This is a genomic window from Paenibacillus sp. 598K (assembly GCF_003851045.1).
In the GTDB taxonomy this organism is placed as follows: Bacteria; Bacillota; Bacilli; order Paenibacillales; family Paenibacillaceae; genus Paenibacillus_D.
In genome coordinates this window covers 63,911-79,608 of sequence record NZ_BFBX01000071.1, presented here as the reverse complement: position 1 = coordinate 79,608, position 15,698 = coordinate 63,911, and the positions used below count along the sequence as shown (strand labels likewise).

Annotated in this window: 17 protein-coding genes; 14 read left to right on the top strand and 3 right to left on the bottom strand. The window is 58.0% G+C overall.

Annotation, left to right across the window (positions count from 1 at the left end; genetic code table 11):
- Positions 1–83: 83 nt before the first annotated feature.
- From PA598K_RS20675 to PA598K_RS20635, 9 genes are all read left to right on the top strand, one after another.
- Entirely contained in the window at positions 84–395 is a 312-nt protein-coding gene (locus PA598K_RS20675; protein WP_128658786.1) for a hypothetical protein, read from the top strand.
- Positions 396–578: 183 nt separating this feature from the next.
- On the top strand, positions 579–1,376 hold the full coding sequence (locus tag PA598K_RS20670) for a Cof-type HAD-IIB family hydrolase (protein WP_128658785.1): 798 nt from the start codon (positions 579–581) through the stop codon (positions 1,374–1,376).
- Between the two features lie 38 nt (positions 1,377–1,414).
- Complete coding sequence (locus tag PA598K_RS20665) at positions 1,415–2,656, top strand: S1 family peptidase (RefSeq protein ID WP_128658784.1); 1,242 nt, start codon at positions 1,415–1,417, stop codon at positions 2,654–2,656.
- 42 nt (positions 2,657–2,698) lie between these two features.
- On the top strand, positions 2,699–3,511 hold the full coding sequence (locus PA598K_RS20660) for an AraC family transcriptional regulator (RefSeq protein ID WP_128658783.1): 813 nt from the start codon (positions 2,699–2,701) through the stop codon (positions 3,509–3,511).
- 130 nt (positions 3,512–3,641) lie between these two features.
- Entirely contained in the window at positions 3,642–4,955 is a 1,314-nt protein-coding gene (locus PA598K_RS20655) for an NtaA/DmoA family FMN-dependent monooxygenase (protein ID WP_128658782.1), read from the top strand.
- 46 nt (positions 4,956–5,001) lie between these two features.
- Positions 5,002–6,048: an NAD(P)/FAD-dependent oxidoreductase gene (locus PA598K_RS20650; RefSeq protein ID WP_128658781.1), complete on the top strand. Its 1,047-nt coding sequence runs from the start codon at positions 5,002–5,004 to the stop codon at positions 6,046–6,048.
- Between the two features lie 12 nt (positions 6,049–6,060).
- Positions 6,061–7,086, top strand: coding sequence for an iron-siderophore ABC transporter substrate-binding protein (locus PA598K_RS20645; protein WP_128658780.1), 1,026 nt, complete (start codon positions 6,061–6,063; stop codon positions 7,084–7,086).
- Positions 7,087–7,191: 105 nt separating this feature from the next.
- Positions 7,192–8,031: a tetratricopeptide repeat protein gene (locus PA598K_RS20640; RefSeq protein ID WP_128658779.1), complete on the top strand. Its 840-nt coding sequence runs from the start codon at positions 7,192–7,194 to the stop codon at positions 8,029–8,031.
- Positions 8,028–8,396 (top strand): DUF4180 domain-containing protein, encoded by a 369-nt coding sequence (locus tag PA598K_RS20635; protein WP_128658778.1) that lies wholly within the window; start codon positions 8,028–8,030, stop codon positions 8,394–8,396. The genes PA598K_RS20640 and PA598K_RS20635 overlap by 4 nt, the downstream gene beginning before the upstream one ends.
- A 142-nt stretch (positions 8,397–8,538) precedes the next feature.
- Here the strand turns inward: PA598K_RS20635 and PA598K_RS20630 are convergent, their stop codons facing one another.
- Positions 8,539–9,174, bottom strand: a complete 636-nt coding sequence (locus tag PA598K_RS20630; protein ID WP_128658777.1) for a hypothetical protein — start codon at positions 9,172–9,174, stop codon at positions 8,539–8,541.
- Between the two features lie 70 nt (positions 9,175–9,244).
- Positions 9,245–10,033 (bottom strand): hypothetical protein, encoded by a 789-nt coding sequence (locus tag PA598K_RS20625; RefSeq protein ID WP_128658776.1) that lies wholly within the window; start codon positions 10,031–10,033, stop codon positions 9,245–9,247.
- A 304-nt stretch (positions 10,034–10,337) separates the two neighbouring features.
- Between PA598K_RS20625 and PA598K_RS20620 the strand changes: the two genes are divergently transcribed.
- From PA598K_RS20620 to PA598K_RS20605, 4 genes are all read left to right on the top strand, one after another.
- Positions 10,338–10,919, top strand: coding sequence for a DUF3238 domain-containing protein (locus PA598K_RS20620; RefSeq protein WP_128658775.1), 582 nt, complete (start codon positions 10,338–10,340; stop codon positions 10,917–10,919).
- Between the two features lie 106 nt (positions 10,920–11,025).
- Positions 11,026–11,589 (top strand): alkyl hydroperoxide reductase subunit C, encoded by a 564-nt coding sequence (gene ahpC, locus PA598K_RS20615; RefSeq protein ID WP_128658774.1) that lies wholly within the window; start codon positions 11,026–11,028, stop codon positions 11,587–11,589.
- Between the two features lie 126 nt (positions 11,590–11,715).
- A complete protein-coding gene (gene ahpF, locus PA598K_RS20610) occupies positions 11,716–13,245 on the top strand; it encodes an alkyl hydroperoxide reductase subunit F (RefSeq protein WP_128658773.1) in 1,530 nt (509 codons plus the stop codon).
- Between the two features lie 341 nt (positions 13,246–13,586).
- Positions 13,587–14,189, top strand: a complete 603-nt coding sequence (locus PA598K_RS20605) for a nitroreductase family protein (protein WP_128658772.1) — start codon at positions 13,587–13,589, stop codon at positions 14,187–14,189.
- Positions 14,190–14,316: 127 nt separating this feature from the next.
- On the opposite strand, the gene PA598K_RS20600 is transcribed toward PA598K_RS20605, so the two are convergent.
- Positions 14,317–14,679 (bottom strand): winged helix-turn-helix transcriptional regulator, encoded by a 363-nt coding sequence (locus PA598K_RS20600; protein WP_128658771.1) that lies wholly within the window; start codon positions 14,677–14,679, stop codon positions 14,317–14,319.
- 186 nt (positions 14,680–14,865) lie between these two features.
- On the opposite strand from PA598K_RS20600, the gene speD reads away from it, so the two are divergent.
- The gene (gene speD, locus PA598K_RS20595) at positions 14,866–15,675 is read left to right on the top strand and encodes an adenosylmethionine decarboxylase (protein WP_128658770.1); all 810 of its coding nucleotides are present in this window, start codon (positions 14,866–14,868) and stop codon (positions 15,673–15,675) included.
- Positions 15,676–15,698 lie beyond the last annotated feature (23 nt).

Here is a 15,698-nt window from a genome sequence, read left to right as displayed (position 1 = left end):
TCGTTCCTTAACCCGACATGTAAGCTGTGCTATAATGGATTGATATGGCACGCTTAGCGGCATTGAGGTAAGGAGGGGTTACGATGGTTGCTGCTACAGCCGACAGAAGTCCCAAGGAAGAGCGCTTCGTCGCCAGATGGAGCTCTATTCGCGAGCGGGGCAAAGGCAGATATATCGTCCTGCGGGGCGTTGTGGGCGGTCTGCTGCTCTTCGCGATCTGGTTTGGCGTGAGCCTGCTGGAGATTCGTCTGTCCGAGTTCAAATCCGCGCTTTTTACCTGGCCTGATTTTCTGAATCGCAGCTTGATCTGGCTTGTCTGTTATCAGTTGATCGGTTTTTCGCTTGCTTTCTCCGCATGGAGGGCCAAGGAAAATCGCTACGACGATCTCACTTGACGGCAAGCCCGTCCGGCATTACAGGGTCGCTCCCCGGTCATCTTTAGGATGATTGGAGGAGCGACTTTTGCTTTGCGCGGGCAGGATGCGGTTTTCTTTCCAGCGCCGATTCATTATACTGATAGATATGAACGTCGCACGCAGCAAGCGTGACGGCGCATAGAGACAGGAGTGGACTGCAGCATGAGCTACAAGATTGTATTTTTCGATATCGACGGAACCTTGGTCAATGAGGACAAGGTCGTGCCCGAGGACGCCAAACGCGCGGTCGCGGAGCTGAAGGCGACTGGCGTCGAGCCGGTCATCGCGACAGGACGCGCGCCTTACTTCATCCAGCCGCTGCTCGAGGAGTTGAACATCGAGTCGTATATTTGCCTCAATGGCGCATATGTGGTCTACAAGGGGGAGCCGCTGCTAAAGCGCGAGATCGCCAAGGCGAGCGTAGAGGCGCTCGTCCGCATGGCTCGCGAGCACGGGCATAGTCTCGTGTTCCAGGGGGAGCACGGGTACTATGCGACCCATCAGGATCATCCGTTCGTCACGCGTGCAGTGGATTCGCTGAAGGTTGCGCAGCCCGGCTACGATCCGGACTTCTGGGAAAAGGAGCACGTATACCAGGTATTCCTGCTCTGCGAGAGCGGCGACGAGCATCTGTACCAAGGTCGACTCGGCGAGCTGAAGCTGATCCGTTGGCATGAGCATGCGATGGATGTGCTGCCCGAGAGTGGGTCCAAGGCGCTCGGCATCGCCGCGCTGCTGGAGAAGCTGGGGCTGACGGCAGCCGATGCCGTAGCCTTCGGCGATAATCTCAACGACAAGGAAATGCTGGACTTCGTCGGGCTCGGCATCGCGATGGGCAACTCGCATCCGGAGCTGCTGCCGTATGCGGACTATGTGACCGCGCATGTCGATGAGGCCGGTATCCGCCGCGGACTCGAGTACGCCGGACTGTTGCCTGTACAGCCGGCAGTAACCGGTTAGCGCAGCGAGCACCCTCGGGAAGGAGGAGGTGAATCAGCTTGAAGGATGACGACAAGGAGCGGGGCGCAGAGGAGGAGACGGCAGCTTCTGCCGCTGGCGATGCTGCCGACTCGGACCAAGAGCGCGGTGAGTCGCCCGGCGAAGGACCGAGCGCCGGAGGCGAGGCGGACAAAGGCGAGCCATCGGCAGACGCTCCCTCCGCTGAAAAGGGAGACGCGCCGGCTCGCAGATGGGCCGATGCGGCAACGCCGAGCCCGACTGGCGCAACGGATGCGCCTGAGCGAGGCGCCCAGGCGGGGACGCGCTCGGCCAAGGTGGTGCCGATGATCCGGCGTCTCCCTGCCGATCGTCAGTCGGGCGAGCCCGAGCGGCAAGCGGGCGAGTCGGCCCGAACGGCGCGAGCGGACAGTGGACGCGGCGAGTCTGCAGGCGGCAAGGTGGTGCAGCTGCGGCCGAGGACTGCGGAGACGACGGCCCCTTCGGAGGGGCGGGACCGCCGGGAGGCATCGCTCGACCCGGAGTCGGAGGCATTCTGGGAAGAGGCGGATGAGGATGACGGGGAACTGGCCGAGGAGCAGAAGCGTCGCGGCAGACGCTTCAAGCGGATCATCCTCAGCTTGCTGGCGTTGGCGCTGGTCGCCAACATCGTCGCCTTCTGGCCGAGGATCTACAATATGGAGACATTGCCCTTCCTGTTCACCTCGCGAGAGTTGTCCAAGGATGAGCAGATCCAGGCCTACAAGGAAGCGGTCGTCCTCATCAGCACGGATCGCGGCAAGGGCACGGGTTTCTACATCCCGGAGGGCTACATCGTCACCAATCATCATGTCGTCGAGGGTCGGATGCTGCAGAACGTACAGTTCCTCTCGATGAGCCAGACCTACTCGGCGACCATCGTCGCTTCCGATGCCTCGTCGGATCTTGCGATCCTCAAGCTAAGCGGCGACTACCCGGACGATCTGCCGACGCTGCCGCTGAGCGAGGGAGAGTGGCAGGAGGCGATGCCGGTGACGATTATCGGCAATCCGCTCAACTTCAGCGAGATCGTCGGCCAGGGGACGGTGATCGGAGAGATGCAGCTGAACGGCTGGACGCGCCCGGTGCTGGCGCTCGATGTGCCGGTCTTCAAGGGCAACAGCGGCAGTCCGGTGCTCGACGAGAGCGGGAGCGTGATGGCCGTCGTCTTCGCGACGACGGAGATGCGTGACGGAGAGCAGACCAAGACGATCGGTCTGGCGATCCCCGTCGAGCGGGTGCATCGGCTGCTGGAGCGGCTGTAGAGGCGTTCGGAGACGATTTTTTTTGGGAAAGCAGGGAGAGGTATGGGGGTTGACCTTCAACGGGTTGCCGACAGCTTGGCTTATCAAGCCTATGAGATTGCGACCGTTCATCGGCTGGTGATCCAGCCGGACAGCCAGCTCCTCCAATACAGGACGGCATTGCACGGGTATTTGTTCGTTGTGCGGGGCCGGGCGCGGATGACCTTGAATCGCGAGGTTTATCGTCTGCAGCCCGGCTCTATTCTTCATGTCCCTCCCGGGACACATATCGATTCGATCGTGGAAGGGACCTCAGAGCTGGAATATTACACGGTCATGTACAAGCCGCTGTTATGCAGCGGAGGGGACGCTTGGACACAGGACGAGGTATTCGTGCTGGAGCCGGGCGAGTTGCCCGAGATTGTCGAGAAGCTAAGCTTGCTGCATCAGGCGGTCCGACGGACGGATCGCCTGCGTGCGCTGCGCGCCAAAGCAATCTTCCTGACGCTGATGGAACAGGCGTTGACAGCCTGCGTATTGCGGCAGCAGAGTCAACAGAGTCCGCATGAAGGCATCGACGCGGTCATCGATTACGTGCATAGTCATTACATGGATGCGCTGACGCTGGAGGGCTTGGCCTTACGATGCGATATGTCGGCCAGGCAGTTCTCCTATTATTTTCACAAACGTACAGGCTACCGTCCGATCGATTACGTCATCCATTATCGGCTGGAGCGAGCCAGGGAGCTGCTGATGTCCGGGCACTATGCGATCCGGGATGTCGCGGCGAGCGTAGGCTACGCCAACCCGCTGTATTTCAGTCGCGCCTTCAAGCGCAAATACGGCTCGGCGCCTACCTCGTACAGAGAACGATAGACAATTGTCCATGCCCGTTTGGAGATTTGTGCATTTCGTTGCGGCGCCGTTCCTGTTACACTGTTATTGATAATAATAATCATTGTCGATAACATTGACTTATCGTGCAACTTGGGAAAGGTAGATTAAGGTGATCGAAGCAAGAAAGCTGTGTATCGGGTTGTCCCTGTCCTCCACCTGGCTGAAAGGCGACAATTGGCGCAGGCCTGAGAGTAGAGTCGAAGAGCTTTACAGCAGCGATCTGTATGCGGACCTGGCTGTGAAGGCCGAGCGCGCCAAGCTTGACTTTGTCTTCAAGCCTGACGCGTTGCATCTGAATATCGAAGCGCTTGATCAATCGGCAGGGTTTGGCAGTCTCGATCCGACCGTGTTGATGGCGACCATCGCCAGGGAAACTCAGCGGATCGGTCTGATCACGACCGCCTCCACCAGCTTCAACGCTCCTTATCTGGTCGCGCGGCAGCTCCAGTCCCTCCATTGGGCGAGCAACGGTCGCGCCGGCTTGAACATCGTCACGTCGATGGACGGCGCCGCCAACTTCGGCGACAGGCCGCTGCCTCCCTCAGAGGCTCGCTATGCGGGGGCGGCCGAGTTCGTCGAGGTGGTGCGCAGGCTGTGGGACAGCTATCCGCATGAGACACTGCGGCTCGATCGGGCGTCCGGACGCTTCGGCGACAGCTCCGGCGTGCATCCGATCGACTATCGGGGAGAGCACTATCATGTACGCGGACCGCTTAATGTCCCGTCTCACCCCGCAGGAGGTCCGCCGCTGCTACAGGCCGGAGCCTCTCCGGCAGGCCGCGCATTCGCGGCAGCGACAGCGGATGCGGTGTTCGCAGCCAGTCCAGACTCTGCAGCCGGCATCGAGCTTAGGCGCGATCTGCGACAGCGAGCAGCTGATGCCGGTCGTCGACCCGATGAGGTGCGTGTGCTGCCGGGACTTTATTTTTTCTTGGCGCGCACCCGCGCCGAGGCGATGGAGCTGCACCGGGAGGCGCATGTCCATCTGGACGAGGAGCGCAGATATGCGTCGGTCGAGAGGCTGCTCGGCATCGATCTGCGCGAGACTCCGCCGGATCGGCCGGTCACCGAGGCGATGCTGGACGATCCGTCTGCGGCGCGGCCCGTATGGAGCCGTACGCATGCCGAGCAGCTGCGGGCGCTCGTGCGGCGCGAGCAGCCGACGGTGCGGGCATTGCTGTCGCGTCCGGAGGTGGTCGGCTCGGGCCACTGGGTCGTGGCGGGGACGCCGGAAGATGCGCTGGAGGCGATCGTCGCGCGTCGCGAAGCAGGCGCGCTGGACGGCCTGATCGCGCTGCCCGGAGGCTCGCTGTCGTCACTGGACCTGTTCCTGGAGGAGGTAGTGCCGATGCTGGCGGAGCGGGGGATGTTCCGAGATGCCTACACCGGCACGACCTTGCGCGAGCATCTGGACATGGGATAGGCCAACTGCCAACAAGAATATCATATTAGGAAAATGAGGGATAACGATGTCTACAGAAATTATGGATGTAACGATTATCGGCGGCGGACCTGCGGGTCTGTATGCCGCTTTTTATAGCGGCTTGCGGGAGCTGAAGGCGAAAATTATCGAATACCAGCCCTTCCTGGGCGGCAAAGTGCATGTCTATCCCGAGAAGATGATCTGGGATGTCGGCGGCCTGACGCCCGTGCCTGGCGCCAAGCTGATCGAGCAGCTAGTGACGCAGGCGATGACGTTCCAGCCCGAGGTCGTCCTCGGAGAGAAGGTCGAATCGATCGCAAGAGACGCCGAGGGCATCTTCCTGCTGCATACGGCCTCCGGAGCCATCCATCGCTCCCGCACCGTCATCCTCGCGGTCGGCGGCGGGATTCTGAAGCCGATCAAGCTCGATATCGAGGGGGCCGATCGCTACGAGGTGACCAATCTTCATTATACGGTCAAGTCGCTTGCCCGCTTCAAGGGCAAGACGGTGCTTATCTCGGGCGGAGGCAATTCAGCGGTGGATTGGGCCAACGAGCTGGCTCCGATCGCAGACAAAGTATACTTGACCTACCGCAGCGATGCGCTCAAGGGCCATGAGGCCGAAATATCCAAGCTTGGCAAGAGCGGGGTTGAGGTGCTGCTCAATACGACGATCACGACGCTGGTCGCGGACAAGGATCAGGGCCGTGTCGCCTCGGTGACGCTTGCTCGCACGGAGGACGCGGCTACGATGCAGCTTGCGGTGGATGAGGTGATCATCAATCACGGCTACGAACGGGACAAGGAGCTGCTCGCCAACAGCGAAGTGCAGATCGAGATGAAGGACTTCCGTGTCGCGGGCACGCCGACAAGCGCGACCTCGGTGCCAGGCATCTACGCTGCCGGAGACGTGCTCTATCATGAAGGCAAGCTGCACCTGATCGCGGGCGCCTTCCAGGACGCGGCGAACGCCGTCAACGAAGCCAAGCAGTTCATCACGCCGGAAGCTCACGCCTATGGCATGGTGTCCTCCCACAATGAACTGTTCGCCAACAAAAACCGCGAGCTCATGAAGGAGTTATATACGAAATAGAGGAGATAACAAATGAAAAAGAGACGTAATGAGCTAAGCGTGCCTATACTCATCCTGGCATTCGCCCTGGCGTTGAGCGGCTGCGGCGGCGCAGCCGACAAGGGGGAAGCGCCCAAACAAGCGCAAGCAGCGGAAAACAGCAGCAACGCGAAGGATGCGACTGCGGCTGCGCAAGGAAGCGATAATGCCGAGCCCGAGATGACGGACGGTTGGCCGCGCACGATCGTCGATGCTGCCGGTATCGAGACCGTGCTGGAGGCCAAGCCCGAACGGATCGCTGTGCTGCATCCGCTCTATCTGGATTACTTTTTTGCGCTCGGGCAGCCGCCTGTCGCATCCGCGAGTGCTGGAGAAGCGCTAGCCGAGTTCGTCACGCTGCAGCCGTATGCAGCAGGGGCGGATATCCTCGATCTGGGCAGCGGCCGCGATCTCAATCTGGAGACGATCATGGAGGCCGATCCCGATGTGATCGTCACCTTCCAGGGACACATCGATGCCATTTACGACGACTTGGTTCGTATTGCTCCCGTCATCCAGATCGGCTATAGCGACGATTGGCAGGATGCTACCCGGCTATGCGCTCGCATCATCGGCCATGAGGAGCAGGCCGAGCAGTATATCGAAGAGACCAAGCAATTGATCGCGCAGACCAGGTCGCAACTGGCCCCGCTAGAGGATCTGACTTATGCGTTGGTGCGTGTAGACGGCAAAGCCAACTTCGTCGCGCAAGGCAAAAACAACACCGTCTATTATAATGAGGAAAGCGGCTTCGGCTTGCATGCGCCTGAGAGCTATCCGGAGGATAGCGCCAATCTGTCGCTGGAGTCGCTGGCCGCTATGGACCCCGACGTGCTGATCATCCAGCATGATCTCGATACGGCAAGGGCGGCAGTCGAGGCATTGGAGCCGATGGCGGTATGGCAGTCGCTCAAGGCGGTACAGAACGACCGGGTGCTGCTGCTGGACAACTCGTTGAATTCCTCGAGTATCCTGGCCGTTCGCTCGGCTGCGGAGCACTTCTCGAAGCTGGCGGATTAGTCGGTGTCGTCCTGCACTTGCTCCCCTAATCGCACCAGCAATGGTATACTGGTCAGAGAGAACATTGCCTATGGCAAGATCAGGGAAAGGGGAGCAAGAGAACCAATGCCCAAGCTGGCACTAAGCGTATTGATGTTTGCGGTAATTATCGTCGTGGTCGGCGGCGCGTTCCTGCTTCATTGGCTGGCTGGAGTCGCAGTCGTCGTATTGTTGGTAGGCTACGGCTACTATAGCAATCGGCCGATGCTGTACTCGATGAGAGCCAATGCCGCTTTTATGCAAGGCCAGGAGGACAAGGCGCTGGCGCTGCTTGAGAAAACGGCCGCTCTGCCCAATGCCGGAGCGCAGGTGCTGGCTCATTATGGCTATCTGCTGCTGCGCAAGGGCGAGCTGGCGCGAGCCGAGCAGGTGTTCCGGGACGGCTTGACCAAGGCGAAGCGCCGCGAGGACGAGATGCAGATCAAGATCAACCTTTCGACCGTCTACTGGCTGCAGCACAGACGAGAGGAGGCGCTGACGCTGCTCGAGGCCATCTTTAACAAATTTAAGAACACGATGGTCTATGGCAACCTCGGCTATCTCAAGCTGCTCAGCGGTCAGCATGAGGAGGCGCTCGCCTTTAACCTCGAGGCCTACGACTACAATAGCGAGGACCAGACGATCCGCGACAATCTGGCGCAGACGTATTATATGCTGGGACGTTATGAGGAAGCCGAGGAGATGTACAAGCAGGTCATCGCCAAGTCGCCCAAGTTCGCGGAGCCTTACTATTATTATGCGCGTACGCTCAAGCAGTTGGGCAAAGTTGACGAGGCGCGCGAGCAATGCGAAGCTGCATTGGGACGGCCTGCGGCGCTGATCCCGTCGACATCGCCCGAGGAGGTGCGCCAACTGGCAGCAGAGCTGGATGAGGTGCCGGCGCACAGAGAGGAGCAGACGGAATGAATATCGAGCAACTGCAAACGGCAGGCGCTCCGGTGGCGCTGGTCCGCAGCTGGCCGTCAGTTATCGATGACGAGCAGACGGCTCTCGATCTGATGATGACGGTGCGGTACGAGACGGGCTGCGATCGCATCATCCTGCCGAAGGAGCGCTTCAGCGAACGTTTCTTTGATCTGAGCACGAGGCTGGCGGGAGGGATCCTGCAGAAGGCTGTGAACTATCAGGTGAAGCTGGCGATTGTCGGAGACTTCTCGCAGGTGACGAGCAAGAGCTTGCGCGACTTTATTTACGAGTGCAACGAGGGGCGGCAATGCTTATTCCTGCCGTCCGAGGAGGAAGCGGCAGAGCGGCTCGGGCGGTTGACCTGAGCGGATTGGCGGGCGTTAGGATCAGGCAACCTAAGTCACCGGTCCAGAATTGTTCGCCGCATGGATGACACCAACAAGCCGCCCTTCGGGTGATCCCGGGGGCGGCTTGTTGGGCAGCGATGACAGGCTGAGCGGCTAGTCTTCAGGCTTGCTTGGCTTCCTCGTGCTCTTCCTGGATCTTGTATAGCCCATTGATGAGCGGGTCGGATGGATCGCGATTCATCAGGTGCAGCGTCATCAGATACTGCAGCGGCATCGCGCAGGCGTTGTTGCCATCCTTGAACTGCGGGAATCCCGCTTCGAGGACAGGACCGGCTTGCTTGTGCATATTGAAGCCGACTTGCACTTTGTCCGAGCCGAATTCTTCTCTGACAGCGGTTGCGCAGAAGGGAACGACCTGCTCGTCGAGCAGCTTTTTGGCCGCCTCCTGATCCGCAGGCGGAGCGAGCAGCGGGCGGCTGACGCCGGCTTCGATCATATCGATATAGAAGGACGCGAGCCACTGACTGGCCCGTCCGGGATCCTGGTGTTTTTGGAGCATTTCATTCATGAAGAAGCCGCAGGCATATTCCTTGTCACCTTCTTTTTCTTTCAGCCGGTAGACGAACATCGGCCCGAAGTTCGGGTGATTGATAATCTGACCCTCCACCTGGTAGGCGTCGAAGTCAGTCTGGAGCATCTGCAGCGAGCGGGAATGAATCGCGACGATGATTTTTTTCGCTTCTTCCTCGCGTTTTTTTTCTTCTTCGGTTTTTTCTTTTACATTGTCCATGGTCATTGCTGACCTCCTTCCCTTATCCATTCTACCACGTTAGGACAAGATTGGGAGGTATCAATCGCACGAAAATTTACGGTTCGACAAGAAAATTCCGGTCGCCGATCTGGATGCTGTCGTCATCGACATGGATAAAGAACAACGCATGCTCGGTTTCGCCAAGCGAATTGGTGAGGGAAATCGTGTTGCCGCTGATCCGGTACGTGCCGCTCGCATCGCTTCCGGCCGCTCCGGTAGTCGGCGCTCCGCCTTCGACGGAGCCTAGCATCAGATTGCTGCTCTCATAGGTGCCATCTCTCCTCAGCACGATGTCCTCTTGCCAGGAGGTGGACCCGGCAGAGATGCCGACCAGACCGCTGAACCCTTGATGCGTATACTGTTGGTCGAGCGTCAGATCCTCTTGCACCGGCAGTACCGGCGCCAGTTCGACATCGTCGATGATCAAGGTGTCGTCGACAACCTCGATGGTACGCGTCTCCCCATCCTCCAGGAGCAGCTCTCCGTTCTCGATCCGGTATGGCTGACAGGCGGCTTCGGCGCAATCGATCGTCTCCGGGCCGCCCGAGGGCGGAGCGTCGAGGAACAGCTGCCCATCCGGCAGGAAGGTGACGATGTTCCAGCACATGCCGCCGCATTCGCTGCCGTCATAGTCGGGGCTGAAGCCGTAATACATGCCTTGCAGACGGTCCAGCTCCACTTGGCCCGGCTCGGCGGGGCGGTAGGCGGATGCGGCGCCGCCGTTATCCTTGGACGAGTCGGCGCAACCCGCAGCCAGGAGCGACAAAGCAAGCAACGCGACAAGCGCGACAGAACCTCGGACGGCATACGAAGCGGATAAGTAACGCTTCATTTTATTTTTCATCGGCACCAATCCTCCACGAGTCGAAATATTTGGGAATAATCGCACCTTTTTAACCATTAACGCGATCGAGTAAACAGGATGCTTCAAAAAAAACGAACCGTTCTGCGTAAAAGGCTCGCTGGCGATGTTCGTTTGTAGCAGGATTCGTGTAAAAAAATTTTATGTAGATTAAGCTCTTGTTTGTAACCTGCGTTACATTTCTTGGTTAGCTCTATGGGCTATAATATTACGTGACGATATGACCATATCTATGCGAGATCGTTACGGGATACATAGGCTAATAATTATGAAGGAGTGACCAGAAATGGCAGAGTTGATTAAAATAAGAGGCAGCATATTTATTGGCGGGATGTTATATTTACCCCCTATTACAGACCCGAATACGGGTATGACTTACGAATTTCAAGGAGATGACAGAGAATTTACGCCCCATGCAGCCAACACGGGCAGGTGTCGCGTAGAGCAGGAAGCGACTATCGACTTCGTGAAGCAGCGAGTGTCCGCCTTTGCAGATACGGGGATTACCGTCCTCAGGCTGACAGCGCCTGATGGCTCTGTTCACTACAAGGAGGGCAAGGCGGCTACAGACGGGATTGTCATCGAGGATGAGCAGTGGACCGAGGATGCCGTAACCTTAACTATGCGTGCAAGCGCGGCGAACCCGCTCACTCCGGACGCAGCTCCCGTTGATTACTGTCTGTATGTCACTGCGTATAGGAACGGAGAGGTGAAGGTATCGGGCTGTCACGACGGATTTCCTTGCTTTGAATTTTATAAACAGATCGATTTTGGCGAATTTCAACTACTGTACACCCATGATTTCAGAAAGACGGGGGACACTCCCCAAGCAATGGCTGGCGACATGGAGTACCGATTTGATGTATAATAGGTTGGACAACCTTGCGCGCAGGGCTTGACTTTTGCGGGCGGGATAATTAATATTAGTTTAGAATGAGTTTAATAATCAATTACCTTTAGGAGGGAACCATCACATGTCTCTGATTGGAAAAGAAGTCGCCCCGTTTAAGGCGCAAGCGTACCACAACGGCCAGTTCGTCGAAGTTACCGAAGCTAACCTCAAAGGAAAATGGAGCATCGTATGCTTCTATCCTGCGGACTTTACCTTCGTCTGCCCGACTGAGCTCGGCGACCTGCAAGACCAATACGAAGCGCTGCAAGCGCTCGGCGTCGAAGTATACTCGGTGTCCACAGACACGCACTTCACGCACAAGGCATGGCATGACAGCTCCGAGACGATCGGCAAAATCAAATATATCATGATCGGCGATCCATCCCACACGATCTCCCGCAACTTCGACGTCCTGATCGAAGAGGACGGTCTGGCAGATCGCGGTACCTTCATCATCGACCCGGACGGTATCGTCCAGGCTGTAGAGATCAACGCCGGCGGCATCGGCCGCGATGCCAGCACGCTGGTCGGCAAAGTGAAAGCTGCGCAATATGTGCGCAACAACCCAGGCGAGGTATGCCCGGCCAAATGGCAAGAAGGCGGCGCTACGCTGAAGCCAGGTCTGGATCTCGTAGGCAAAATCTAAGACTGCTGTCATCCTTTTAACGACACGATAGACGTGCCGGAGAGGTCAAGCGTAGCGGGAGTTCCGCTACCTTGTGCCGCTCCGGCCGTTTTTTAACAAAAATCACGGCTTAGAGAGGTGAACCCGATGGCACTTGATGCAGATATCAAACAACAACTGAATCAATATCTCCAGCTGCTCGAGAGCGACCTGGTGCTCCAGGTGAGCGCCGGCGACGACAAAGGCTCGACCGATATGCTGGAGCTGATCGACGAGCTGACATCGCTGACCCCGCGTATTACCGTTGAGAAGACCGAGCTGCCGCGCACGCCGAGCTTCCAGGTGAACCGGCCCGGCGAGTCGAGCGGCATCGTCTTTGCCGGGACGCCGCTTGGTCATGAGTTCACGTCGCTGGTGCTGGCGCTGCTGCAGGTGAGCGGTCGCGCCCCCAAGGTCGACCAGAGCGTCATCGACCAGATCAAGGCGATCCGCGGCGAATACCGCTTCGAGACGTATGTCAGCCTGAGCTGTCATAACTGTCCCGATGTGGTGCAGGCGCTCAACGTGATGAGCGTGCTCAATCCTGGCATCTCCCACACGATGATCGACGGCGCCGTCTTCAAGGAAGAAGTCGAGAGCAAGGAAGTGATGGCTGTACCGTCGGTATACCTGAACGACGAGTTCTTCGGCGGCGGGCGCATGAGCATCGAGGAGATCGTGGCCAAGATCGGCGGCGGTCCCGACGCTTCCGAATTCGAAGACAAGGAGCCCTATGACGTCCTCGTCGTCGGCGGCGGTCCAGCCGGCGCGAGTGCGGCTGTCTATGCGGCGCGTAAGGGCATCCGCACCGGCATCGTCGCCGAACGCTTCGGCGGCCAGGTGATGGATACGCTGGGCATCGAGAACTTCATCAGCGTCAAGTACACCGAAGGTCCGAAGCTGGCGGCGAGCCTGGAGGAGCATGTCAAGGAATACAAGGTCGATATCATGAAGCTGCAGCGGGCGACCCGCCTGGAGAAAAAAGACCTCATCGAGGTCGAGCTGGAGAACGGCGCGGTGCTGAAGAGCAAAACCGTCATCCTCTCCACCGGCGCGCGCTGGCGTAATGTCGGCGTCCCCGGCGAGGCGGAGTTCAAAAACAAAGGCGTCGCCTACTGTCCGCACTGCGACGGGCCGCTCTTCGAGGGCAAGCATGTCGCAGTCATCGGCGGCGGCAACTCCGGCATCGAGGCGGCGATCGATCTGGCCGGCATCGCCAGCCATGTGACCGTATTGGAGTTTGCGCCGGAGCTGAAGGCCGACTCGGTGCTGCAGGAGCGGCTGGGCAGCCTGCCGAACACGACCGTCCATAAAAACGTCCAGACCAAAGAGATTACCGGCACGGACAAAGTGAACGGCATCACCTATGTCGATCGCGAAAGCGGCGAGGAGCATCATGTGGAGCTGGAGGGCGTGTTCGTCCAGATCGGTCTGGTGCCGAATACCGACTGGCTTGGCGATACGCTCGAGCGCAACCGGATGGGCGAGATCGTCATCGACAAGCATGGCGCGACCAGCCTGCCGGGCGTATTCGCTGCCGGCGACTGTGCCGACAATCCGTACAAACAGATCATTATCTCGATGGGCTCTGGCGCCAACGCTGCCCTGGGCGCATTCGACTATCTGATTCGTCATTAATCTTGCTGCCGCAGCCTTCCCGAGGAGCGCCTCATGCTCCCGGAAGGCTGTTTTTATTTGTGTCCTGCCGCAACTGGCTGAGGTACCCTTTTTGATACTATCCCACATGATTGTGCCTACTTACATTAAAAAGGTTTATAGCTCATAATAAGAAAGTGGCCTCGTGCCGGGAGAACGGCTCGCAAGAAACTCAGCATGAAACGACGACAACAGGAGAAACTAAGCGACGAGCGAAGCGCTGCTGTACCTGGTAGCCCGAACTGTCGGGAGGAAACCTCCGCGAGCTGGCACCTGCCCTGTTGGCGGGCCGCAACCTTACAGATGGAATAGGAGTGAATGTAGTGAGCAACAAGTTTCTGGATCTGGTGAAACAAAGACGCAGCTACTATGCAATTAGCCCTGAGGCGGTAATCAGCGACGACAAGCTGGAGCAATTGATTGCCGATGCAATCAACTATACGCCATCCTCGTTTAACTCTCAAAGCTCCCGTGTAGTCATCCTGCTCGGCGAGAACCATAACAAGCTGTGGGACGGCATTACAAAAGAAACACTGCGCGCGATCGTACCGGCTGACAGCTTCGCAGCAACCGAAGAGCGCCTGGCTGGCTTCAACAACGGCTACGGCACGATCCTGTTCTTCGAGGATCAAGATGTCATCAGCCACCTGCAAGAGCAGTTCGCGCTCTACAGCGACAACTTCCCGATCTGGTCCAACCAGTCGAGCGGCATGCTGCAGTTCGTCGTCTGGACTGCGCTGACGGAGGAAGGCTACGGCGCTTCGCTGCAGCACTACAACCCGCTGATCGACGAGCAAGTAAAGGCGGAGTGGAACATCCCTGCAAGCTGGAAGCTGCTCGCTCAGATGCCATTCGGCAAACAAGCTGCACAGCCAGGCGAGAAGGAATTCGCGCCGATCGAAACCCGTCTGAAAGTCGTCAAGTAATGCCACAAGGCTTGCATGATGCGAGCCATAAAGTAACGACCGCCGTCCACTTGCGTGGATAGCGGTCGTTTTTGTTAGGGCGTCTGCATACTCCGACAGACACGCTCCAGGCGTCAAGCGCGGGACGTTACTCGCTTACGCGCTCCGTCGTCAGTTGCTGGTTGCGCTTCTCCATATGCTCGAGATGGTTGGCGCCCCATTCATGCATGCTATCGAGCAAGGGGATAATGGTGCGCCCATACTCGGTCAGAGAGTATTCTACCTTGGGCGGCACCTGCGGGTAGATGACCCGCTTCACCAGGTCCTGCTCCTCGAGCTCGCGCAGCTGCAGCGTCAGCATCCGCTGGGTAATATCCGGCATAAGCCGCCGCAGTTCATTAAAGCGCTTGGTGCCTCCGAACACGAGCTGCATGAGGATAATGGGCTTCCATTTGCCGACGATCGTATCGAGCGCGACGACGATTTTGCAATGCTCCGCTTTCTTTTCCATGCGATTGCCCTCCATCTCGAGAGTATTGACGACGATCCCTTACAGTATCATTATCGTTACTATAACACATTTGGGTACTGCTGTGCATAAGTACCGAGCAGCATTGCGAGCGGAGACTGTTTTGTTTGGGAACGTTTGGGTAAAATACTCTAATGACTGTATTCCAGGACAGGAGGAGACGACCGGATGAAACTGACCAAGGAGCAGCGCATTACGCTGCACGGCTTCAATAATCTGACCAAATCGCTCAGCTTCAACATGTACGATATCTGCTACACGCGCACAGCGAGCGAGCGCAAGGCCTATCTCGCTTATATCGACGAGCAGTACAACGCCGATCGACTGACCAATATCCTCAAGGCGGTCGCCGATATTATCGGCGCTCACGTCCTTAATATCGCCAAGCAGGACTATGACCCGCAAGGCGCCAGCGTAACGCTGCTCGTCTCGGAGGGACCGGTCGCAGGCGCGCCCAACGAATCGTTCGACGAATCGCCGGGACCGCTGCCGGAGACCGTACTGGCGCATCTGGATAAAAGTCATATCACCGTCCATACGTACCCCGAATACCATCCCGATGAGGGCATCAGCACGTTCCGCGCCGATATCGATGTCTCGACCTGCGGCGAGATCTCGCCGCTCAAGGCGCTTAACTATATGATCCACTCCTTCGACACGGATATCATGACGATGGATTACCGGGTGCGCGGCTTCACGCGCGACATCAACGGCCACAAGCTGTTCATCGACCATGAGATCAGCTCCATCCAGAGCTATATCCCGGATCATGTCATCGAGCAATACGATATGATCGACGTCAATGTGTATCAGGAGAATATCTTCCATACGAAGTGCAAGCTCAAAAAGTTCGAGCTGAACGACTATCTGTTCGGCTACACGAAGGACAAGCTGAGCGAGCGCGAGCAGGCCGAGATCACGGCGTCGCTGAAAGCGGAGATGGACGAGATCTTCTACGGCAAGAACATGTACGATTGACCGAATCGCCCTCAAAATGGAGC